Source organism: Microcoleus sp. F4-D5, from assembly GCF_036704885.1.
Lineage (GTDB): Bacteria > Cyanobacteriota > Cyanobacteriia > Cyanobacteriales > Microcoleaceae > Microcoleus.
Genome location: NZ_JAUBSX010000103.1, coordinates 1 through 23,069, shown reverse-complemented (window position 1 = coordinate 23,069; position 23,069 = coordinate 1). Strand labels below are relative to the sequence as shown.

Below are 23,069 nucleotides of genomic sequence, written 5' to 3'. Positions count from 1 at the left end.
ACTTATTATCTCGGATGATTCACTTTTATCCCCTCCATCTGCCTATGTGCCAGTTGGGGGTGCGGAATGTGGGTTAAAAGTGGGCTAATGTTGAGCATCACGGGTCTAGTTTGCTGCACTTCTCCCCAGGCGCAGGTGCGCGAAACACCCGCTTCTGTCCAAATCAGCAGCGAAGTGCAACAGGCACAAACCAATCAAACCGCCCAGCCAGCCAGTTGCAAATTGGTAGAAGACGGGTTTGGTCCGCAGGGGCAGGTGAGTGTACGGGTGGAAGAAGTGGTGACAGGGCTGGATGTTCCTTGGGGGATTGCCTTCTTACCAAACCGCGATCTGCTCGTTTCTGAACGATCGGGACGGGTGCGGCTAGTCCAAAATGGCAAGCTGCGCCCGCAAGCGATCGCCAGCATCAATGTCAGCGATCGCGGTGAGGGTGGATTGCTGGGCATTGCCGCTCATCCCGATTTTGCCAATAACCGATTCTTTTACGTGTATTTCACGGCCAACCAAAATGGCACTCCAGTGAATCGTGTGGAACGCTGGCAGTTGTCCCAAGATGGGGTGAGTGCAACCCGCGATCGCACCATTGTTGACAATATTCCCGTTGCTCAATTCCACAACGGCGGACGGATTCGGTTTGGTCCCGATGGGATGCTTTATATTGGCACCGGAGACGCCAGAGATCCAAACCTTTCTCAGAATGTCAAAAGTCTGGCAGGTAAGATTTTGCGCGTCACCCCTGATGGCCGGGTACCCGCTGATAATCCCTTCCCGGGAAATCCAGTTTATATCCTGGGGATTCGCAATACTCAAGGGTTTGACTGGGTGAACGCATCTACTCTGTGGGTCAGCGATCACGGCCCCAGTGGCGAGTTAGGGCGATCGGGACACGATAAAGTCAGTGTTGCCCGGGCCGGTGATAATTTGGGCTGGCCCGCTATCTACCGCTGCGAATCACAGCAAGGATTGGTAACTCCTGCGATCGTGTGGCAGCAGGCATTACCCCCCGGAGGAGCCGCCATCTACACAGGCAGTGCGATTCCTGAATGGAAAGGCAACCTCATCGTTGCAGGGCTGCGGGCAGAGCAATTGCAGCGAATCGTCATCGATCCTCGATCGGGTCAAGTGCAGCAGCATGAAGTGTATTTGCAGGGGCAGCAGGGACGGCTCAGAGAAGCGATCGTGGGCCCCGATGGGGAATTGTATGTGACCACCAGTAATTGTGATGGTCGCGGCAGTTGCCCGCCAGAACAGGACAAGATTCTTCGCATTACTCGCTGAGTCAGTTTTTGAACCTGTCACCTTCCGATCACTTTTCAGATTCAAATTGAAAACAGGTAGAGAATCACGATCGCTCAAGCGATTGCTTTACCTGTTCTTTTATGAGTTGAATGGGTAATTCTAATGCTCGATCTCTAGTACAAAAATGCCATCATCTATTGCATTGATGTCAAAACGGAAAAATTAGATCTATCGATCGTCTATGTGTTGCGAAAAGTTCATGACGATTGGGCTGGTGAAACAGGTTATGTTGACCGAGCATTATTGGAAAAATACATTCCTCTTCATCGGGGCAGTCGGCATTACTTTGTCTGTGCGGCTCCGGCGATGATGGATGCCGTTGAGCGGGCGTTATTTGAACTACAGGTTCCCGTCACGAACGTTCAAAGGCACTAAATCCATGCTTGCGATCGGCGGCACTCGATCTGTTTCCCAGTCGCCAATGGTGCAGCAATTTTTCGATCGTATGCTTAGTTCTTAATCCGGTAGCCGATCAGTTTGCGGACATTTTCAACCGGCATTGCTAATTCTTGGGCGATCGCTGCTTCGGCCTGACTGGTTTGGGTTACTGGAAACTCGTATTCCAGCTTCTTTAAAGTTGAGTCACTGGTGTTGACAAAAATAGTGGTAACACCCAAGCTGCGATCGATTTCTGCATTTATGCTCAAGATTGTTACTGGTAATCTCCGATTTAACTGTCTATCTGCCGGGAGTTTGTTGACAGAGTTATAAGGACGGCTTAGAGTTTGAGCCGCGATGAAGTTACCTGTAGTCCAGAATAAGGCTGCTACCAAAGGCAGAGGTAACCAGAATTCCCAGGCAGCGCGGTGTAGAAGTGGTAGGAAGCGAGGTAAAGCCATTGGAATGTTGGATTTGAGATTTAGATTGCTCGAAATAATCTGGAGAAACTACCAACATTTTAGTTAGCAACAGATTGGCATAAATCTTACCTCTGATGGAGGCTTTTCCTAAATTTATTCTCTACCATACAGACAATTTGCCGAACAATGGTTAGACGGATGCGAATTCTCCTGGTAGAAGACGATGTAGATCAACTGGAGCCACTTCAAGCTGCTCTCTGTGAGGCAGGACATATTGTGGATGGTGTAGAAGATGGGGCGACGGCTCAGTGGATTTTATCAAAGCGGGACTACGATCTGTTGATCCTGGATTGGTTATTACCTGAGGTTAGTGGCTTAAGCTTATGCCAGCAATACCGCCGTCTGGGAAAAACGGCCCCAGTGTTGCTGTTGACCGCCAAAGATGCGATTGTTGACAAAATTAGCGGTTTAGACGCTGGAGCAGATGATTATCTCATCAAACCTGCCGATGTGTTTGAACTGCTGGCACGGGTGCGGGCATTGGGACGACGATCGCCGCTTTGGAAAGGGGATACTTTACAGGTTGAAGATCTGACTCTACATCTATCAACGCTGACTGTTGAACGGAGGGAGCAAAGTCTGCAGTTATCGACTCGTGAATTTCTATTTCTAGAATATCTGATGCGCCATCCTCGTCAGGTACTCTCCCGCAGCCAAATTGAACAAGCCTTGTGGGAGTGGGGCAGCGAACCGGAGAGTAATGCGATTACTGTCCTAGTGCGTCGTCTGCGGCAGCGATTGCAGATGATAGGTGCTGTCAGTTGGCTAGAAACCGTATACGGCATGGGGTATCGCTTGAATCCAGATGTTTAATCGCAGCCGCCGCAATCTTGCCCACTGGTTTACGCTCTCGATGGGGGCTATTCTCATCATTTTTGCAGGGATCATTTACTACCAACGAGCGGTTAACCGCTTAGAAGAGAGCGATCGACTACTCTACAAAAAAGCAAGAGTCATGGCTGCCAATATTGACTATGGTTTGCGGCAGGGAAAAGAACACATCGATCTGAGTAACGTTCCGATTCTTGGGAATTATTCTCCTCCCTCTGACAGTGAAGTTGTTTACGCTCGCTGGTATTCAGCGACTGGACAACTGCAACAGTTTTATGGGAGGCAGCCCTCGGATCGGATTCAGGCGATCGCGGCGTTTCAAACCATTCAGTCTCCCCCCGAGTGGCTGCGACAATTAACCCTTCCGGTTGACTACAAGGGACGCACGATCGGCTACCTCCAGATTGCGATCCCGTTGACTGATGCTCGGGAAACACTGAGAGAGTTACTGATTGTGATGGTGGTAACAATTCCCTTGACCCTGGGCGCCATTAGTCTAGTAGGTTGGTTTTTAGGCGGGTTGGCAATGCAACCCATTCAAAACGCCTATGCCCAAATGCAACGATTTACGTCTGATGCTTCCCACGAACTAAGGGCACCGCTTGCTACCATACTCAGCAATGCCCAGGTTGGCTTACTCAGCCCAGTCGATGCCGGCAAGCCTAAGCACTCTCGATTGGAAAAGATTGCTGAAACGGCTAAGTCGATGAATCGGTTGGTGACCGATCTTTTGTTTTTAGCACGACAGGCAGGACAGTTAGACCCAAACTCGCTTCAATCGATTCACTTGAATGACCTGTTAAAAGATACGATCGCCACTGCATCAATACAGGGTGTTGCCCAGCATTTAAGCCTTCATTTAGAACTGCCTGAAGAGAGAGTTATCATCAAAGGCAATTCGGATTTATTAAAACAATCTATCACTAATCTACTCACCAATGCCTGCAAATATACCTTACCTGAAGGAACAGTGTGGCTGCGGTTATTGACTCAATCTCATCGCATTTTAATTCAAATAGAAGATACGGGAATCGGCATTCCCGATGTAGATTTGCCACACATTTTCGATCGATTTTACCGAGTTGATGAGGTACGAACACGGAAGAAAGGCGGCTCTGGATTGGGATTGGCGATCGCCCAGCAAATTGTGGAAGCTCACGGCGGACACCTAACGGTAAGTAGCGAGGTTGGGAAAGGTTCTCTGTTTCAAATAGAACTGCCCCTGTCATAGAAGATATCCTGAAGATTGTCACTCTGGAATCACAGTTGCGATCGATTGTGTAGTTGCGGTTTCAACCGCCGAGGGTAAAGTGCGCGACTTTATTAACTTCTACAGCCGATCGCACTCTTGTCGATCTGTCGCTGTCGCGCACCTACTCCCAAATCAATCTGAAACAATCAGATTTAATCTCAATTAGCAATTAGCAATTACTAATCACCAGTTACCAATTAGCAATTAGCAATTACTCTACAAGCAATTACCAATTACCAACCGTAAACTATTTATTCAGCGCTTCGCGGGCGGCTACCGCTTCGTCGGGATGAATGTTCAAGCGGGTCAAATTAATTCGACCTTTATTGTCAATTTCTCGCACTTTGACAATCACTTCATCGTTTACAGCTAACTCGTCTTCCACTTTCCCGACGCGGTAGTCCGCTAACTGGGAAATGTGAATCATGCCTTCTTTTCCGGGCAAAATTTCCACAAAAGCGCCGATCGGAATAATTCGAGTTACGCGGCCGACATACACATCTCCTGCATTCAACTTGCGCGTCATGCCTTGGACAATGTTGTAAGCCCGTTGAGCTTTTTCGCTGTCGTTGCCAGCAATTGTCACGGTTCCGTCGTCTTCGATGTCTATTTTGACACCGGTTTCTTCGGTGATGGCTTTGATCGTTTTGCCACCCGGCCCAATTACCAAACCGATAAATTCCGGATCTATTTTCAGGGTTAGCAAACGCGGTGCAAACGGCGACATTTCCTTGCGGGGAGTGTCGATGGTTGCCAGCATTCTTTCTAAAATGTGCAGTCTGGCCGGTTTGGCTTGGCGGATGGCGGTAGCAATCACATCTAAGGATAAACCTTTGATTTTCATGTCCATTTGCAAAGCAGTAATGCCGGTGTCGGTACCGGCTACTTTGAAGTCCATGTCGCCTAAGAAGTCTTCAATTGCCTGAATGTCAGTCAAAATTCGGACTTCATCGCCTTCTTTAATTAAGCCCATTGCCGCGCCGCTGACGGGTTGGGAAAGGGGAACGCCTGCATCCATTAATGCTAGCGTTGAGGCGCAAACTGAACCCATTGAGGTGGAACCGTCGGAAGAAAGGATTTCTGAAACTACGCGAATGACGTAGGGGAAATCTTCTTTGGATGGCAAAACGGGCAGCAAAGCGCGTTCTGCCAGGGCTCCGTGACCGATTTCTCGCCTTCCGGGCGATCGCATCGGCTTGGTTTCTCCTACCGAAAACGGCGGGAAATTGTAGTGATGCAAGTAGCGTTTGTCTTGCTGCGGGTGCAAGTCGTCTCCTAAGTCTTGGGCGTCGCCCGGGGTTCCCAGGGTAGCTGCGGACAAGACTTGCGTCAACCCCCGATTGAACAGCGCACAGCCGTGTACTCGCGACGGCAGGACGCCTACGCGACAAGAAACGGGTCGCACCTCGTCTAGCTTGCGACCGTCTACGCGGATGCCCTCTTCGAGGATTTGCTGGCGCATGATTTTTTTGGTAACGTCTTTGAAAACGTTGCCGATCGCCTTGCTGTTGGCCGTGGCCGCTAGTTTTACGGGGTCTTCTTCCGGGAGTTCCGCGATCGCAGCTTCGACTGCATTTGCCTTAACTTCGTCCAATGCTGCATTCCGTATTGTTTTGTCTTTTTCAAATCTTGACAAAATGGTGCGGATGGGTTCTTGGGCGCGATCGCGAATAAAGTTTTCCAGGGCCGAGTCTAGGGATGGCCGTTCCTCTACCACCAAATCGATTCCCAATTCCGCCATAATTTCGCGCTGGGCTTGAATCAAGTCGCAGGCTGCTTCGTAACCGAAGTCGATCGCCTCGATGATATCCTGTTCCGGCAATTGGTTAGCGCTGGCTTCCACCATGATTACTCCATCAGGAGAACCGGCTACCACCAGATCCAACTCGCCTTCTTTGATTTCGCTGTAAGTTGGGTTGATGATGAAATCGTCTCCTACCAAACCGACTCGCACCGCAGCCATCGGCCCGTAAAACGGCATTTTACCCAGCAGTATGGCCACCGAAGCCCCCGTCACCGCCAAAACGTCCGGCGGCACTTGTTCGTCCATCGACAGCGTTGTGGCTACAACTTGGATGTCATCTCGCAACCAGCTTGGAAATAGCGGGCGCAGGGGTCGATCGATCAAACGACCCGTGAGAGTCACTTTTTCCGGGGGACGCCCTTCCCGGCGCAAAAATCCACCGGGAATTTTACCGCCAGCGTAGAGTCTCTCTTCGTAATCCACCAACAGGGGCAGGAAATCAATTCCCTCTCTCCCCTGCGATCGAGTTGCCGTCACTAAAACCGCCGTGTCACCCGACTGAATCAAAACTGCACCGCCTGCTTGAGGCGCTAGTAAACCAATCTTCAGTCTAATATCCCGTCCATCGAAGGATATTGACTTGTCTATCTCTACCATGTAGCACTGCTTCCTTATCTACCACATTCTTTCTCTGTCGGGATCGTAACATTACCACAGGAGGTTTGAGGGTCAGCGGTCAAAAGACAGAGATAATTCGGTGTCGATCGACTGCCGACGACTCGATTCTAAGCATTTATACTCTTTTATTTTTCAGGTATTGGGCGATCGTCCAATACCTGAAATAGATGGTAGGATAAATTTTCATTTGTCACTTGTTTGTCACTTGACTGTCAGTTTAGTGACTCCTGAGTAATTCTGTGGTTCGTTAAAAAAATGCTTTTTACAAAAAAACACTCTTTTTGTAGTAAATTGGGCAAATTATAATAGTTAAATAAGATGGCAATTTTACACGGCACTTGGCTGCTCGACAGCGAAAAAAGTGGGTTATTTATTTGGGGAGAAACCTGGCGAAAAATTGGGGCGATAGACATCATTGAATCGATAAATATTCCGCACCCATTGGCAATGAGTGAAGCGGAATTGAAGACGTTTTTAACTTCCTTACAGCAGTCGGGAAAACTCAACTGGCAATTACCAGAAACCGCCGAAAGTCCCCCGGAAAAAACAAAAAAGACTAGGCGAGCGCCCACAAATAAAAACGCAGAACATCCTGCCCCAGACTCTTCAATTAAAAGACAAATTCGGGCGATCGCACTTCCCACCCAAATCTCAGAATCGAACGCAACTCTGATGCCGCAGCACTCGGCCGCAGCTTTTTCAGAACCTGCCCCAACCGAGGAAATTTACCTTTATCCCTGGCAAGTCGAGGGTTATTTTCTCAACCCTCAAGCAGCTTTTGTTTTCTTGCAATCACTACCGCTTAACAGCACGGAACCCGAGTTTTTTATCGGCTCAGATTTGCGTTTTTGGTGTCATGTTGCTAGGTGGAGTTTGGATTTGTTGGCAAGATGCAAATTCTTGCCGGCATTGGGGAAACAGTCCGACGGTTCTGCTATTGCCAAATGGCAACCGTTGTTAGACAGTTCTACAGATACACTCCGCCTCGCCACTTTTGTCAAGCAAATGCCAACTGCTTGCCGAACATATCAATCGAAGGAAGAAGGAAGTTCGGCAACGGATTCTGTAACGGATGTAACGGATGTAACGGATGTAAAGAATAGAAGGAAGAAGGAAGAAGGAACAGGGGAAAAGGAAGCAGAATCCAGTCAATTGCCTTTAGCGGTGGATTTGCCGGCGGGGGCGGAGGAATTGGTGTTAGGCTTTTTGAGCAGTGTTGTAGATAGTCAAGTGCGATCCTCTTCGAGGGCTGCGCTAACGGCTGGTAGCTCAACTTTAGATATCAAAACAGTTTCTCCTGTGCGCGAGTGGCTGCAAGCTTTGCAGCAGGAATCAGGGATTTTTCAAGTAGAAGCAGCAGCATTGGAAAACTTGGCAACCAAGCTGGTTGCTTGGACTGCACCGCTGCAAAATCAATTATCTCAACAAAGTCAATTTCGCACTTGTTTTCAACTCATACCGCCGTCTTCGGGTAAAGTTAACTGGAGTTTAAATTATTGCTTGCAAGCAGCAGATGAAACCGAATTTTTGGTAGACGCGACAACTATTTGGAACAACTCAGTCGAGCGTTTGGTTTATGCGGGGCGGACAATAGAATTGCCTCAAGAAACTTTGCTCAGCGGCTTGGGTTTAGCCTCAAAACTTTATCCGTTAATTGAACCGAGTTTGCAAGCCCAGCGGCCTCAATCTTGCCAATTAAATCCGCTGCAAGCTTACGAGTTTATTAAGTCTGTAGCTTGGCGGTTTGCTGATAGCGGGTTGGGCGTAGTTTTGCCGCCGAGTTTGACAAAGACAGATGGTTGGGCGAGTCGTTTGGGTTTGAGCATTCAAGCGGAGACTCCGAAAGTGACTCCGGCAAAAGGCGGGTTGGGATTGCAAAGTCTGCTAAATTTTAAGTGGGAATTGACGATCGGCGGACAGCGCATTTCTAAGGCAGAATTTGACAGATTGATCGCGTTGAATTCGCCTTTGGTGGAAATTAACGGCGAGTGGGTGGAGTTGCGCGCGCCGGATGTGAAAGCGGCTCAAACTTTTTTTGCCAGCCGCAAAGAGCAAATGACTCTTTCTTTGGAGGATGCTTTGCGTTTGGCGTCGGGCGATTCTCAGACGATAGAAAAATTGCCTGTGGTGAATTTTGAGGCTACTGGTCAACTTCAGGAATTGTTGAATACTTTGAGCGACAATCAAGCGGTAAGTGCGATCGCAACTCCGGCTAGTTTCCGAGGACAATTGCGGCCTTATCAAGCCCTAGGAGCAGGCTGGTTGGCATTCTTAGAACGCTGGGGTTTGGGTGCTTGTCTCGCAGACGATATGGGATTGGGGAAGACCATCGAGCTAATTGCTTTCCTCGTGCATTTACAGGAACAAGATTCTCTAGAAGCGCCAACATTACTGGTTTGTCCCACATCGGTATTGGGCAATTGGGAGCGCGAAGTCAAGAAATTTGGCCCGACGTTGAAAGTGTTAGTTCACCACGGAGACAAACGCGCTAAAGGCAAAGCATTTGCGGCTGAAATTAAGGGAAAGGATTTAATAATTACCAGTTACGCTCTGGTGTTTCGCGATGCGAAGGAATTTCAAGGCATGAAATGGCAAGGATTGGTTTTAGATGAAGCGCAAAATATTAAAAATTCCGAGGCGAAGCAGTCGCAAGCAGTGCGGCAAATCGAGGCATCTTTTAAAATTGCGCTGACGGGAACTCCGGTGGAAAATAGACTGCAAGAATTGTGGTCAATTTTGGAGTTTCTCAATCCTGGCTATTTGGGGCCGCGCAATTTCTTTCAGCGCCGATTTGCAATTCCGATCGAGAAATACGGAGATAGGGAATCATTGCAGACTTTGCGATCGCTCGTTCGGCCTTTCATCCTCCGCCGCCTGAAAACTGACAAAGAAATCATCCAAGATTTGCCCGAAAAACAGGAGATGACTGTATTTTGCGGGCTGGCGACTCAACAGGCTGCATTATATCAGAAAATAGTCGAAGAGTCAATAGCGGAATTAGAATCAGCCGAAGGCATTCAGCGCCGGGGAATGATTCTGGCTTTGCTGGTAAAACTCAAGCAACTTTGCAACCATCCGGCTCTTGTGAAAGCAGAAGCTAAGCCGAAAGAATTGCAGATTAAGAGTCAGGAATCGGGGAAATTGCAGCGGTTACTGGAAATGTTAGAAGAGGTGCTCGCTGAGGGCGATCGGGCTTTAATTTTTACTCAATTTGCCGAATGGGGAAAACTCCTGAAACCGCATCTAGAACAGCATTTAGGACGAGAAGTTTTGTTTCTGTACGGCGGAATTAAGCAACAGCAGCGGGAAGAAATGATCGATCGCTTCCAGCACGACCCCCAAGGCCCGCCGATTATGATTTTATCCTTAAAAGCTGGCGGTACAGGCCTGAACTTAACCAGAGCAACCCACGTTTTCCACTATGACAGGTGGTGGAATCCAGCAGTAGAAAATCAGGCAACTGACCGCGTATTTCGCATCGGTCAAACCCGCAATGTGCAAGTCCACAAATTTGTCTGCACTGGTACGTTAGAGGAGAAAATACACGATATGATTGAAAGCAAGAAAGCTCTAGCCGAACAAGTTGTCAGCGCCGGCGAAAACTGGCTCACAGAGCTAGATACAGACCAACTTCGCAATTTACTAATTCTCGATCGCAATGCTATCATAGAAACAGAAGAAGAATAATATGATTAATTACCAATTCCCAACAGCACGACACGGATGTCACTGATACACGGATAGCTGTTTTTTCCTTTCTGACTCCAGCATCCCAATTACCTGTTTGGCCAATGCCCGATGCCCAATTCCCAATTCCCGATTGAAGCCAGAAGGAAGAAGGAAGAGGGAAGAAGGAAGAGGGGAAGAGAAGGAGATAGGGAAAATTCCCTGTTTTGCCAATGCCCGATTCCCAATTCCCAATTCCCGATTCCCGATTCCCAATTCCCAAATCTAAAATCTAAAATCTAAAATCGAATGATTGACAGAGAATGGTGGACACAACAGTGGTTAGATTTAATCAATACCTACCGCTTCAAAAAACGCTTAGAACGTGGCTGGCAATACGCGCGCGAGGGTAAAGTTCTCAGCATAAAATTTCCGGATCGAGAAGTAATTGCCCTCGTTCAAGGAACCGATCCAAAACCCTATCAAGTTTCTTTAGGACTCGACACATTGAGCGATGAAGATTGGGATTATGTGATTGAAAATATGTCGCAAAGAGCAGTTTTTTCAGCTAAATTACTAGCAGGAGAAATGCCGCACAATATTGAGGATGTATTTGCGGCCGCCGGCAAAACGCTATTTCCGTTAAGCTTGTCAGATATTCGATCGCGCTGTAGCTGTCCTGACCCCAAAAACCCTTGCAAACACATCAGTGCAGTATACTACTTATTGGGCGATCGCTTCAGCGAAGACCCCTTCGTACTCTTTCAATTGCGAGGCAGAACAAAAGAGCAAATCTTGACAGCACTCCGTCAAAGACGAGGTACGCAAGGAGAGGAAAATTCCCAACTCAACTCCGGCGAAAATGCCCCCGCTGCGAATTCTAAATTGCCGAAGGTCGATCGCTTTTGGGAATACAACCAGCAGCTAGAATCATCTCTAGTAGTAATTGTACCCCCACCCAGCAGCGAAACAGTATTAGATATCTTAGGCCCAATTCCCATCGCAACCGACGCAAAAGGAACCGCTAGCAAGTCATCGCCCGCATCCGAGATGCTAAAGCAGCATTTTGCCAAAATTTATCAAGCAGTTAGCCAGCAAGCAGTTTTAGCAGCACTGAAACGGGGCGAAGCAGATTAACTATTTTTGTAGGGGCTATACCCCATTAGCCTACAATTTCTAATTGCGTTTAACAGTAGAAGGCGGGTTTGTGAAGCGCAACCAAGTTGCCAAAGTGGCTACGGCAAAGATTGAAGCAAAGCTAAAAGTTAAGAAAGTCTCAAATGCTGACATAAGGCTGTTCCAATTTGGTGAACGAAGGAATCTTGCTACTAACTTTTATATCAGCATCGATCGAGCTTTTCAACCGATCGCGCACAAAGTTTTTAATGCTTAAAGCTTTGTAACATTCCATCAAACAACATTACAATCATTTCAGATTATTGATAACTCCGATTAATTCCTGGGGGCGTTCTATCAAAAAATCGGGATTGTGTGCCGCCAAAGCTGACCGAGAATTAAAACCCCAACCGACAGCAATTACTTTAATTTTAGTTTTTTTAGCTGCTTCTATATCTCTAATCTCATCTCCTACATAAACGACTTGTTCGGGATTAATTTTTTGTTTATTTAACCACCGATTAATTACTTTGTGTTTTCCAAAAGTTGTCCCTGAATAAATAAAATCAAAGGTATCTTGCAACCCATATTTTTCCAGCGATTCCCAGACATTTTCTCTAGAATTTGAGGTAATAATACCCAGTTGAAAACCGTTGTTTTTTAACTCTAACAAAACTTCTTTAATCCCGTAAAATAAATGAATATTCGGAATTTCACTCCGCAACTCTGCTTTCAGTTTCCTAATTAGCAGCGGAAATTTGAAGATGGAAATTCCCGAATACATCAGAATTTGCCAAGAATTTAAATTGCTAAGTTGAGCCAGTTCCTCTTTTGTTGCCGACTTAAAGCCCAATTCAACTGACAAACGGTTGGTTATGCTCAGAAGAATATCGATCGTATCTGCTAACGTACCGTCAAAATCAAAAATAATTACTTCGATCATTGGACAATAGCAAATAAGGAACTGTAAATCATACCATTTGAGATTTGAGATTTTAGATTTTAGATGGTTGGTAACAAGTTAAGCTAAGAAAGCATTTGTCAATCAGCAATTATGCTCGAGATTTACTCGGATTTTGGGCCCAAAACTGAGATTTGGGCGATCGTGCGATCGTGCCGAGGGTGATATTTATACTTAAGCTGTGTTGCATCTAGATTGCCTATGGTATTAGAGAGGGAGAGGGTCCGATGGGGATCGGGGGAGAGGATTTGACGATTTTCGATCTGGACTAGAAATATACAATTTAAATGCACAACAGCTTACTCCCTATCAAATCGTCAATTTTCCACTCCTAAAACAGCAGTTTTTTTTAGTAATATTACTGATTGACAAATGCAATTAAGTCTTAAATTGTCACCAATGATTTTAGATAGGAATGATTTACTCCATAATGTATGGGTTTTCGGTGCGCCCACAAGCACCCTACGGCTATTATGTATAGGGTAAGGTGCTGATGAGCGCACCCGAAGGGCGAACATCTCAACTTTTAATGATTAATTTGATTGGCAGCAGCATTTCGCCGCAGCATTTCGGGTTTAATGCGCCGCAGCGCCGAAGCTGTAAATCGGCGGTTCCATTCCTCGTCGGAGATGTCGGCTAATTCTGCAAGTGTCGGCGCTATGTTTTCAGGATAAGGCTCAAACTCTGCAACATCAGTTGGTTTGGCAAATCGCTGATTCCAAGGACAAACATCCTGACAAATATCGCAACCTGCTACCCAACCTTGTAAATTAGATGCAATTTCGTCGGGCAATGTTTCGGCTCGATTCTCGATCGTGTGATAGGCTATACACCGATCGGCATTCACCACAAAAGGCTCAGTAATTGCCCCCGTCGGACACGCCTCAATGCAGCGAGTGCAAGTACCGCAGTGTTCCGTATGGGACTCATCCGGCACTAACTCTAAATTAGTCAAGATTTCGCCCAAAAACACCCAAGAACCGTATTCGCGCGAAATTACGTTGCCATTTTTGGCAATCCAGCCAATCCCCGCCCGCTGCGCCCACACCTTATCTTGAATGGGGCCAGTATCAGCATAATACCGCGCTTCAATTCCCTCGCCTTGCGATCGCAGCCAATTTGCCAAAACCTTCAGTTTTTTGTGCAAAATTTTGTGGTAATCTAGTCCCCAGCCGTAGCGAGAGATTTTAGCATATTCGGAACCGCCCGGGCGTTGGTGAGGTGTGTAGTAATTGATGGCGACACATATTAAGGACTTCACCTCTGGCATTGAAGCGCGAATATCCTGCCGCTTCGGGTTAGCCATCCATGCCATATCCGCCTGATAACCTTTATCCAACCATGCCTGCAACCTTTGTGCCTCCTTGTCAGTTCCCTCGTCTACCAAGGCTATCCCGACTTTGTGAAATCCCAACTCCTGGGCTTTTTGCTTCACCAAAATGCTGCTAATTGGCGCTTTCATTTGACACCAGGCTAATATTTACCTTTTGTATTGACTATTTGGATTTTATATGATAAGTAAAGCGATTTTAACGATCGGCTTCCTAAGTAAACTAATTCGGCACACCGTCTAGTGACGCCGATCGCAATTTACCCAGCCTTTGATTATAGTTTTGTAACTAAGCTATATGTAATTTATATTTGCAAAAGTTAACAAAACGTTACATGATTTTAATCAAGGCAGCTTGAGAGTCCCTAACTCAAGTACCTCACTAAAACCACAAATCTCACAAAATAAACATGGCAGTTAGTATTCAATCAGCTCAATCTATTTTTTCCAACACCGAGATTGCTAGCATTGTTCCGGCTACCACCGAAGCGTTCTACAAACTCAGCGTAGAAGACCAACTGGCACTGCTCTGGTATGCCTACACCGAAATGGGCGTTTCCATCACCGCAGCAGCACCCGGAGTAGCCAGCATGACGCTTGTCGAAGGCGTCCTCAACGACATTAAGCAGATGTCGCCGGCTGAGCAAAGCAAAACCATGTTTGACCTAGCCAGCAACGCCGACACCCCGATCGGGCGGATTTACACTTCCTTGCGCGTCAACACCAAACTCGGTTTCTGGTACGAGTTGGGACAGTTGATGAAACAGGGCATTGTCGCTCCGATCCCCGCAGGCTATCAACTGTCTCCCGAAGCCACCGCAGTTCTAGAAACCATCAAGAAACTAGATCCGGGCCAGCAAATTACCGTACTTCGCAATACCGTAGTTCACATGGGCTACGACCCCGATTTCAGCCAAGAGTACGGCAAACGCTCGGCCCCCCGCAGCACTCCCACCGCTCTAGAAGAGCGGGTGAAAACCAAAATTGAGGGTATCACCGAGCAGACTGTCCTCAACTACATCGACTACATGAACGCTTTCGACTTCACCCCCGCCGTCGGTTTATTTGCTCAAGAAGGTGCCTTGCAACCGCCTTTCCAAAAGCCGATCGTCGGTCGCGAAGCTATCCTCAACTATATGCGGGAAGAGTGCGTCGGACTGAAAATGATGCCCGAGCGAGGCGTATCTGAACCCGCAGAAGATGGCTACCGCCAAGTGAAAGTCACCGGCAAAGTCGAAACTCCCTGGTTCGGATCGAATGTGGGAATGAACATTGCGTGGCGGTTTCTGCTCGATCCCCAAGGTCAAATTTTCTTTGTGGCGATCGACTTGTTGGCATCTCCTAAAGAATTGCTCAATTTGATGCGCAAATAGGATATTCTGGTTCGGTCAGTCAAATAGACCCTACAAAAACCCAGATGCCAGCAGGTGTCTGGGTTTATATCATTTTAGATTTGAGATTTTAGATTCAAGAATTGAAGGATTGGAAATGACTGATGGCATAAGGGTTTGCAGCTTGCTTACACTTGCGTTTTTTGAAAGTAGTATTGATTGTGGTCGATCGCTCCCAAAGCTGCGATCGACGTTCTCCGGTTCCTCCTTTTTTGGGAGAATTATTTTCCGGGCTCTAGTTATATCTTTTGAGGGATTTGCTGCGACAAAGAGAATGATTAAATTAGACTCATTAATCTGAACCAACTTCTTTTATGACTGCAACAACTCGACCTATTTTAACTAGATCTACAGATATTGCCGGCATCACAAACCCAGCGGTACTGCGATATTTTGAAACTTTAAATGCAGGCGATTTTGCAGCGACTGCTAATTTGTTTGCTGATGATGGGGTTCTGCACGCGCCGTTTGAGGAGCCAATTATCGGTAAAAGCTCGATCGCCACTTATCTAAAAACAGAAGCGCGAGGAATGCAGCTCCAACCCCAGCAAGGTGTCAGCAAAATTTTAGAAGATGGCCAAGTTGAAGTTCAGGTTAGCGGCCGGGTGCAAACATCCGTATTTGGTATTAATGTCGGATGGCGGTTCGTGTTCAATTCTCACCAACAAATCCTTTCTGTCACCGTCAAGCTGTTAGCTTCTCCCCAAGAATTGCTGAATCTGCGGTCGCATAAGAAATTTGATGTTTGATAAGCTGTTTCACATTTAAATTGTCTATTTTGGTTTGATGTGTCGATCGCGCGCAATCGCTAAAGCCATCATTATTTTGGCGCAACTCCGGCAGAAACCGGCTTTTTTACCCAAATCTCTGGTGAAGCATCGCTAACGGTATACAAAGCCGATTTCTTCGGTATTTTGGCGCAACTCCGGCAGAAACCCGCTTTTTTCTCCAAATCTGTGGTGAAGCGTCGCTAACGGTATAAAAACCCGGTTTCTTCGGTATTTTGGCGATGGGACTGTACCCCTACAATCATCTTACAGTCTCAAGCGAGAGGGACGATACTGCACGAAAAGTGGCTGTCACCGCACCGTGCGACAGACAGCCAAAGCGAGTCAAAAAGTGCATTGTCAATGACTAATGACTAATGACTAATTAAGATTTTTCCGGCAAACTAGCTTCTAACTTCAGACAGTTGCGACCGTCTATTTGCAAAGTGTAGTCCACCCGATCCATAAGTCTGCTCATAATCAGCCAGCCGTAGCCGCTTTCCTGTTTAGCTTCCGGCCTCGGGGGACTGTAAGTATCCATTTCGTAACCTTTACCGTAATCCCAAATTTCTAAACCAATATCCCGATTTTTTAAATTCAAGCGAATTAACACGGGCAAATTGGGTTGATCTTTGTGAGCGTGGCGGATCACGTTAGAATAGGCTTCTGCTAACACCAAGCGCAAACGATTCGACTGACGCGGCCAATCGACGTGCTCTCCTAGCTCTACTTCCAAACTGCTCAGCAACCAATTTTCAACAATTGTTAAAAACCGCAAGTCGCTTGGCACATGAAGCTCAGTATTCATAAAAAAATCCCGTAAGTTTGAAAACCCCTGTGTCTTCACACCAGGTATGAAACACGACGCACCGAATTGATTCGGCCTCAATACTTGTCGCTACTCGGGGGATAGCAGCATTTTGTGTTTAAACATCAGGCATTTGTGATTCGGTAGAAGGCAGAAGTTAAGAGTATATTTGAAAACTTTAGTTATGGGTTTAAATCCCATTAACAATCGATAATTATACTGAGACTGCAAGCAGCGAAGTATAAAAAATCTTTGTTTCAATCCCTGGCTTTTAAGCGTTGGTTATTTCTGACAAATGCCTTCTACTTTAACCCTTTACAGGTGTTTAATCCCCCAGGAAAGCGATTCAGGAAACTAGCAGCGCGATGGCGCCCTAGGTTTTTTTACTGTTGTTTTTGACTGTTGACGATAACGCAGTCCTTTGCGGGACTCTGCGGGCTGTTAACAAGCAGGGCTTGAGTTTTTTGACTCTCGCCCCCGACTATCAGTCGGGAGTTGCTGACAGATTCAGAGAACCTCCAGAGAGAGTATGGTTTGGTCGTCTTCCTGAACGGGATTGTCAGCTCGGATGCGAGCCAACAAATTGTCCAAGTTGAAGGAACCAGGCTCTTGAATCAAGAGTTGCCAAAGCCCTTCTTGTTGTAGCATAGAACGGGTGGGTTCACCTCCTGCGACCGCTTGAGTAGTCACGCTAGCTTCAGTAATCCCGTCACTCGTCAGCAGAAATACATCTCCTGACTTTAATTGGATCGTACCTGCTTTGCCCCTCCAAACTGGTAGTATCCCCAAGGGAATGCCGCGAGCTTTCAGGAAATTCGGCTCGGCTGGCGTTTTACCGCTAGCGGCTTGAGCTTTCACCTCCGAGTGAGACCAAACGATCGGGTAAATGTGACCGGCATTAGCAAATGCCAGGTGTCCGGTTGACGGAGTGTAACGAGCTACAACCATTGTAATAAAATGGTTGTTGCCGATCAGGTCGTCAGACATACTGCTATTCATATTGTGCATAACTCGATCGGGCTCTGGAGAAACTTCTTGGGAAAGTTCCCGCCGCATCACCGAAATCGCGCTGGCCATAAATAGAGCAGCCGGAACTCCCTTACCCGAAACATCTCCCACCGCGATCCAAATATCCCCTTGGGAGTGGACGTAGACTTCAAAAAAGTCGCCGCCAACTTCCCGCGCTGGATAGCAGCAAGCTTGCACTCTGACAGTTTCAAAATCCGGCCAACTTTGACGCAACAAGTTTGTTTGGATTTGGCGGGCCACTTCCAACTCGGTTTGCATCTGCTTGGCTAAATCCAGAGTGCGCTGGTATAGCTTAGCTTGAGACAGGGCCAGAGCAGCTTGAGCTGCTACACCTTCTATTAACTCTATATCTTCTGCCGACCAAGGGTTAGTGCCGCCACTCTGCGACAAAGCCAGTACCGCCAGCAATTCTTGCTGGTAAGTCAGGGGCACGGCAATCTCAACCGAGTTACCATGCCCGCCACTGTTTGAGTTCACTTGAGTTTGGCGGGTGGCTACAGCTTGAACCAGCAAATTTTCATCAAAAGAAAAGCTATTGGCATCGTCGGTTTGGGCTTGGTAGGGGAAGGTACTCGGCAATAGCCGATCGGCCTCTACCGGCCGCAGCATACAATAGTTGGCCTCAAAAGTTTGACCTACGGTTTGAACAATAGTTTGTACCATACTAGAGTAATCTAGCGACCCGCGAATCACGCTCATGACCTCATTGAACAGAGATTCCTTGCGCAAAGCGCGGCGCAGTGCAACGCTGCGCTGCTTGTAGTATTTGTAAGTTTCTGAGGCTTGATTGATCACCAATTTGAGTTCTTCTGGATTCCACGGTTTGGTGATGTATTTGAAAACTTGACCTGAGTTGATGGCCTCGACCAAATCTTCAACATCGGTGTATCCCGTTAGCAGAATCCGAATCGTATCGGGAAATCGCTCGACTGTTTTCCCCAAAAACTCGGTGCCATTCATTTCTGGCATCCGCTGGTCAGATATAATCACCGCCATCTCGCCCTGTTCGTCTAGAACTTCCAGGGCGCTGAGGGCGCTATCTGCTTTGTAAACCTGAAAGTCGCGTCGAAACGTCCGGTACAATAAATCCAAGTTGTCGGGTTCGTCATCGACTACCATCAGTTTCAGCTTGCTTCCATCTCCCCGACTCATCTTTCTTCCCCCTTGAAAACCCCCACCATAGCTGTAATCAGCAAGGTGGCGGGAGGAAAAGGGGGGCTGGATATATGCAACATATCAGTTACGTCAAGTTGAGTTAAAGAAACCCGTTTTACCTCAAGGTGAGCATTCCTTTCGCACCATCTGTTCGCACAACAGATGAGAGGCTTTTGATACTGTAACCCGCCTCGGTAGGCCGCTTCAATAGGGAAAATTCCCGAGTCAGCTTTCGTGCTTTGATAGGAGCAACGACCGTGTGAGCAGTCAGTATTTTTCTAAACACACCAGCCTCGAAAATGACTAATTAATGCTCTGATTGCAGAGTTCTTAACTAGCTGCGCACTCTCGTCGGTGTGATTTTTAACACTTACTACTAACTCCTGTATTGCTACCTGAGTGTGGTCAAAACCGGCTCTTTTTCAAGCCCCACTGTACCCGGAGGGTTAGCGGTGGGTTGTTGGCGCTATTCCCTACATCTTTGCCGAATCGTACTTGATTGCTGCATTCAAGTCCCCCTAATCTCTGAACTTTTTACAGCAAGCATATTACTACTGCCGAATCAAGTTATTCTTTCTGCCAGTCTGAGCTTAGCAGAACGAGAGCGGGGATTTCTAGCGACTTCTTCGGATTGCGGCCCGATCGGCTTTTTTGTAAGTACCTGCAAACTGGGTGTTCCTCTGAGTTGGTGCTTGACTGGTCGGTCTTCCAGACTGTGAAATGTAATGATTCCGATTCTCCCACCTGGTTTTAACCACCTTGGCGCAAGGTGGAGGAAAGTTTCTAAAGAAGCGAGTTCGGAGTTGACAGCGATCCTTAAAGCTTGGAAGGTACGGGTGGCTGGATGAATTCTGCCGTTGCGCTGCTTGGGGGGGAAGCTGGAGGCGATCGCCCCTGCAAGTTCTGTTGTAGTTTGAAAAGGACGCCCTTGCACAATCCGCCTCGCGATGCGCCGCGACAGTCGCTCCTCGCCGTACTTATAAATAATATCTGCTAGTTTAACTTCTTCCCAGTGATTGATAATCTCTTCTGCTGTCAAAGATTGCTGCTGGTTCATACGCATATCTAGTTGAGCTGGGTGGCGAAAACTAAATCCTCGTTCCGGTGTATCGAACTGAGCCGAGCTGACGCCCAAGTCTGCTATGATACCATCAAATTCGGCATCTGGAGACTTGTATTCAGCAAAGTTGCCGTGCCAAAACTCAACGGGCGAGTTGGCAAATCGGGCTTGGCAAAAACGGATGGCTTGTGCGTCGCGGTCGATCGCCACCACTGTAACATCAGCCGCCGCCGCTAAAATCAAACTCGTGTGTCCGCCGCCCCCAAGCGTCGCGTCCAAATAGTGCCCGCCTGGACGCACAGCCAAACCCGCAATTAATTCTTGACCCAAAACTGGAACGTGATATTCAGTGTCAATACTGACATCTAATCCAGGGGTATCCTTCTCAGAGAGCTCGATATCCTTCATAATCTATAAAGCGAAACAAAAATCAACAATAGTCAGTAATCATTAATTCATTTAATTATGTCAAGAATTGAGACTAGAACCGAACCGATGGTGCTCAACATGGGGCCGCACCACCCATCCATGCACGGGGTACTCCGGCTAATCGTCACCCTAGACGGAGAAGACATAGTTGACTGCGAGCCTGTTTTGGGCTATCTGCACCGGGGGATGGAAAAAATTGCCGAAAACCGCACCAACGTGATGTACGTGCCCTACGTGAGCCGCTGGGACTACGCTGCGGGGATGTTTAACGAAGCGGTGACAGTGAATGCACCGGAAAAGTTGGCAAATATTGCTGTCCCCAAACGGGCTAGTTATATTCGGGTAATTATGCTGGAGTTAAACCGGATTGCTAACCACTTGATGTGGGTAGGACCGTTTTTGGCGGACGTGGGCGCGCAAACTCCTTTCTTCTATACTATGCGCGATCGCGAACCAATTCTCGACTTGTGGGAAGCAGCGACCGGTTATCGAATGGTGAATAATAACTATTTCCGCATCGGCGGAGTTGCCGCAGATTTGCCCTACGGTTGGGTAGATAAGTGCCAAGATTTCTGCGATTACTTCCTGCCCAAAATTGACGAGTACGAACGTTTAATTACCAACAATCCAATCTTCCGCCGCCGGATTGAAGGGCTGGGTACTATTTCTCGCGAAGAAGCGATTAACTGGGGACTTTCCGGCCCCATGTTGCGCGGTTCCGGCGTGAAGTGGGATTTGCGGAAGGTTGACCGTTACGAATGCTACGACGACTTCGACTGGGAAGTTTGTACCGAAGCGGCTGGCGATTGTTTGGCCCGGTATTTAGTACGGATTAGGGAGATGCGCGAGTCGGTTAAGATTATCTATCAAGCCTTGAAAGGACTCCCCGGCGGCCCTTACGAGAATTTGGAAGCGAAGCGCTTAGAAAGCGGGCCAAAATCTGAGTGGAACGGTTTTGAGTATCAGTTTATTGGCAAAAAAGTAGCGCCGACCTTTAAGATTCCCAAGGGCGAACATTACGTGCGCGTTGAAAGCGGCAAGGGTGAGTTGGGGATTTATATTATCGGCGATGATAGTGTGTTTCCTTGGCGCTGGAAGATTCGGGCTGCGGATTTTAATAATTTGCAGATTTTGCCTCACATCGTGCGCGGCGTGAAAATTGCGGATTTGGTGGCAATTTTGGGGAGTATCGACATTATTATGGGCTCAGTTGACAGGTAGGTTTGGTCGGTTTTTATCTAAGCAATTAACCCGGTTTTTTTGGGAACCGGGTTGATTTTTTTTTACTGCATATCAACGCGGATGGATATCGATTAATATTGCTATTAACGTCGCTAAAATGTACCTTATTTCTCTCTTCTCTCTTCCTCTGTGCCCTCTGCGCCCTCTGCGGTTAATAAAAAAAATCTCTCCTTCACAAATCAAATAACATCAACTTTGATTCAATAAATTATGAAAATTCAGCAATCAGATATCAATGACAGCAACCCGGAACTCTGTGCTTTAATCTGCGAAAGAATTGCCGCCAGCCCGCAGCAGCGTATTACTTTTGCTGAATATATGGATTTGGCATTATATCATCCGCAGCACGGATATTATAATAGCGATCGACAGTCGATCGGCAAACAAGGCGATTTTATCACGTCGTCTCATTGGGGTGCTGATTTTGCCGAGGTTTTGGCGGAGCAATTTGTGCAAATGTGGGAATTTCTCGATCGCCCTTTCAATTTCGCGATCGTAGAAATGGGCGCTGGGCGGGGAACTTTTGCAGCCAATGTGCTGCAATATATGCAACGGCAACATCCCGACTTATTTAAAACTTTAACATACATAATTGTTGAACTTTCGCCAATACTTCAAGCTGAACAACGCCAAAGCTTAAGCGATATCAAGAGTGTCAAGTGGTGCAATTGGGATGAGATAGTTAATAACTCAATTGTCGGTTGTTTCTTTTCTAACGAGTTAGTGGATGCTTTTCCCGTGCATCAATTTCTTCTAGAAGAAGGGCAACTTAGGGAGATTTACGTTGCCGCTGAAACCCCAAAACATGAACAAGAAGAGATAAATTTTGTAGAATTAATTGGCGAAGTTTCCACGCCTAAAATTGCCGAGTATTTAGATTTCGTGGGCATCGATTTGTCGGCGAGTGTTTATGGGGATGGTTATCGCAGTGAGGTGAATTTGGCGGCTTTGGACTGGATAAGTACAGTTGCTCAAAAGTTGCAGCGGGGATATTTGTTAACTATTGATTACGGTTATCCCGCGCACCGCTATTACAATCCGAGGCGCAGGGAGGGGACGCTACAGTGTTATTATCGTCACCGATATCACAGCAATCCTTATATTAATGTGGGGCGGCAGGATTTAACGGCTCATGTTAATTTTACGGCGCTGGAAAGGCAGGGTGAATTGTGCGGTTTGGATGTGGTAGGGTTTACTCAGCAGGCTTTGTTTTTGATGGCGTTGGGTTTGGGCGATCGTATTGCTTCTTTATCAACAAATGATGCGGAAGTATTGGATCTGGCAACGTTTTTGCAGCGCCGGGAGGCTTTGCATCAATTGATCGATCCGATGGGTTTGGGGGGTTTTGGGGTTTTGGTGCAGTCGAAGGGGTTGAAGCCCACATTCCGCACCCCAAACTGGCACATAGTCGGATTGAGGGGGTAAAAGTGAATCACCCGAGACAAGGGTGA

At 47.2% G+C, this 23,069-nt stretch carries 19 protein-coding genes; 12 read left to right on the top strand and 7 right to left on the bottom strand.

The window, feature by feature from the left end; translation table 11 throughout:
* Positions 1-87 precede the first annotated feature (87 nt).
* Complete coding sequence (locus tag QUA80_RS29865) at positions 88-1,278, top strand: PQQ-dependent sugar dehydrogenase (protein ID WP_333428581.1); 1,191 nt, start codon at positions 88-90, stop codon at positions 1,276-1,278.
* 150 nt (positions 1,279-1,428) lie between these two features.
* Positions 1,429-1,674, top strand: coding sequence for a hypothetical protein (locus QUA80_RS29860; RefSeq protein ID WP_333428582.1), 246 nt, complete (start codon positions 1,429-1,431; stop codon positions 1,672-1,674).
* Positions 1,675-1,748: 74 nt separating this feature from the next.
* Here the strand turns inward: QUA80_RS29860 and QUA80_RS29855 are convergent, their stop codons facing one another.
* A complete protein-coding gene (locus tag QUA80_RS29855; protein WP_333428580.1) occupies positions 1,749-2,138 on the bottom strand; it encodes a hypothetical protein in 390 nt (129 codons plus the stop codon).
* 159 nt (positions 2,139-2,297) lie between these two features.
* Between QUA80_RS29855 and rppA the strand changes: the two genes are divergently transcribed.
* Entirely contained in the window at positions 2,298-2,972 is a 675-nt protein-coding gene (gene rppA, locus QUA80_RS29850) for a two-component system response regulator RppA (protein ID WP_333428579.1), read from the top strand.
* Complete coding sequence (locus QUA80_RS29845; protein ID WP_333428578.1) at positions 2,965-4,221, top strand: HAMP domain-containing sensor histidine kinase; 1,257 nt, start codon at positions 2,965-2,967, stop codon at positions 4,219-4,221. The genes rppA and QUA80_RS29845 overlap by 8 nt, the downstream gene beginning before the upstream one ends.
* A 268-nt stretch (positions 4,222-4,489) precedes the next feature.
* Here the strand turns inward: QUA80_RS29845 and QUA80_RS29840 are convergent, their stop codons facing one another.
* Positions 4,490-6,643: a polyribonucleotide nucleotidyltransferase gene (locus QUA80_RS29840; protein ID WP_333428577.1), complete on the bottom strand. Its 2,154-nt coding sequence runs from the start codon at positions 6,641-6,643 to the stop codon at positions 4,490-4,492.
* Positions 6,644-6,982: 339 nt separating this feature from the next.
* Here QUA80_RS29840 and QUA80_RS29835 point away from each other — a divergent pair, with 339 nt between their 5' ends.
* The 4 genes from QUA80_RS29835 to QUA80_RS29820 all read left to right on the top strand — a co-directional run bounded on the left by QUA80_RS29835 (position 6,983) and on the right by QUA80_RS29820 (position 11,723).
* Positions 6,983-10,351 carry a DEAD/DEAH box helicase gene (locus tag QUA80_RS29835; RefSeq protein ID WP_333428576.1) on the top strand — a complete coding sequence of 1,123 codons (3,369 nt, stop codon included), beginning with the start codon at positions 6,983-6,985 and terminating at the stop codon, positions 10,349-10,351.
* Positions 10,352-10,462: 111 nt separating this feature from the next.
* Positions 10,463-10,633, top strand: a complete 171-nt coding sequence (locus QUA80_RS29830) for a hypothetical protein (RefSeq protein WP_333428575.1) — start codon at positions 10,463-10,465, stop codon at positions 10,631-10,633.
* Positions 10,634-10,639: 6 nt separating this feature from the next.
* Positions 10,640-11,467 carry an SWIM zinc finger family protein gene (locus tag QUA80_RS29825; RefSeq protein ID WP_333428574.1) on the top strand — a complete coding sequence of 276 codons (828 nt, stop codon included), beginning with the start codon at positions 10,640-10,642 and terminating at the stop codon, positions 11,465-11,467.
* 70 nt (positions 11,468-11,537) lie between these two features.
* The gene (locus QUA80_RS29820; RefSeq protein ID WP_333428573.1) at positions 11,538-11,723 is read left to right on the top strand and encodes a hypothetical protein; all 186 of its coding nucleotides are present in this window, start codon (positions 11,538-11,540) and stop codon (positions 11,721-11,723) included.
* A 33-nt stretch (positions 11,724-11,756) separates the two neighbouring features.
* On the opposite strand, the gene QUA80_RS29815 is transcribed toward QUA80_RS29820, so the two are convergent.
* Positions 11,757-12,389 carry an HAD-IA family hydrolase gene (locus tag QUA80_RS29815; protein WP_333428572.1) on the bottom strand — a complete coding sequence of 211 codons (633 nt, stop codon included), beginning with the start codon at positions 12,387-12,389 and terminating at the stop codon, positions 11,757-11,759.
* A gap of 544 nt (positions 12,390-12,933) precedes the next feature.
* Positions 12,934-13,869 (bottom strand): tRNA epoxyqueuosine(34) reductase QueG, encoded by a 936-nt coding sequence (gene queG / locus QUA80_RS29810; RefSeq protein WP_333428571.1) that lies wholly within the window; start codon positions 13,867-13,869, stop codon positions 12,934-12,936.
* A gap of 278 nt (positions 13,870-14,147) precedes the next feature.
* On the opposite strand from queG, the gene QUA80_RS29805 reads away from it, so the two are divergent.
* Positions 14,148-15,110, top strand: a complete 963-nt coding sequence (locus tag QUA80_RS29805; RefSeq protein ID WP_333428570.1) for an orange carotenoid protein N-terminal domain-containing protein — start codon at positions 14,148-14,150, stop codon at positions 15,108-15,110.
* Between the two features lie 332 nt (positions 15,111-15,442).
* The gene (locus QUA80_RS29800) at positions 15,443-15,877 is read left to right on the top strand and encodes a nuclear transport factor 2 family protein (RefSeq protein ID WP_333428569.1); all 435 of its coding nucleotides are present in this window, start codon (positions 15,443-15,445) and stop codon (positions 15,875-15,877) included.
* A gap of 403 nt (positions 15,878-16,280) precedes the next feature.
* On the opposite strand, the gene QUA80_RS29795 is transcribed toward QUA80_RS29800, so the two are convergent.
* The 3 genes from QUA80_RS29795 to rsmH form a co-directional block, all read right to left on the bottom strand.
* Entirely contained in the window at positions 16,281-16,703 is a 423-nt protein-coding gene (locus tag QUA80_RS29795) for an ATP-binding protein (protein ID WP_293122549.1), read from the bottom strand.
* A 507-nt stretch (positions 16,704-17,210) separates the two neighbouring features.
* Positions 17,211-18,884, bottom strand: a complete 1,674-nt coding sequence (locus QUA80_RS29790) for a SpoIIE family protein phosphatase (RefSeq protein ID WP_333428568.1) — start codon at positions 18,882-18,884, stop codon at positions 17,211-17,213.
* Positions 18,885-19,449: 565 nt separating this feature from the next.
* Positions 19,450-20,355 (bottom strand): 16S rRNA (cytosine(1402)-N(4))-methyltransferase RsmH, encoded by a 906-nt coding sequence (gene rsmH / locus QUA80_RS29785; protein WP_333428567.1) that lies wholly within the window; start codon positions 20,353-20,355, stop codon positions 19,450-19,452.
* Between the two features lie 57 nt (positions 20,356-20,412).
* Here rsmH and QUA80_RS29780 point away from each other — a divergent pair, with 57 nt between their 5' ends.
* Both QUA80_RS29780 and QUA80_RS29775 read left to right on the top strand, forming a co-directional pair.
* Complete coding sequence (locus QUA80_RS29780; protein ID WP_333428566.1) at positions 20,413-21,597, top strand: NAD(P)H-quinone oxidoreductase subunit H; 1,185 nt, start codon at positions 20,413-20,415, stop codon at positions 21,595-21,597.
* A gap of 231 nt (positions 21,598-21,828) precedes the next feature.
* Positions 21,829-23,043 carry a class I SAM-dependent methyltransferase gene (locus QUA80_RS29775; protein ID WP_333428565.1) on the top strand — a complete coding sequence of 405 codons (1,215 nt, stop codon included), beginning with the start codon at positions 21,829-21,831 and terminating at the stop codon, positions 23,041-23,043.
* The last annotated feature ends 26 nt before the right edge of the window (positions 23,044-23,069 follow it).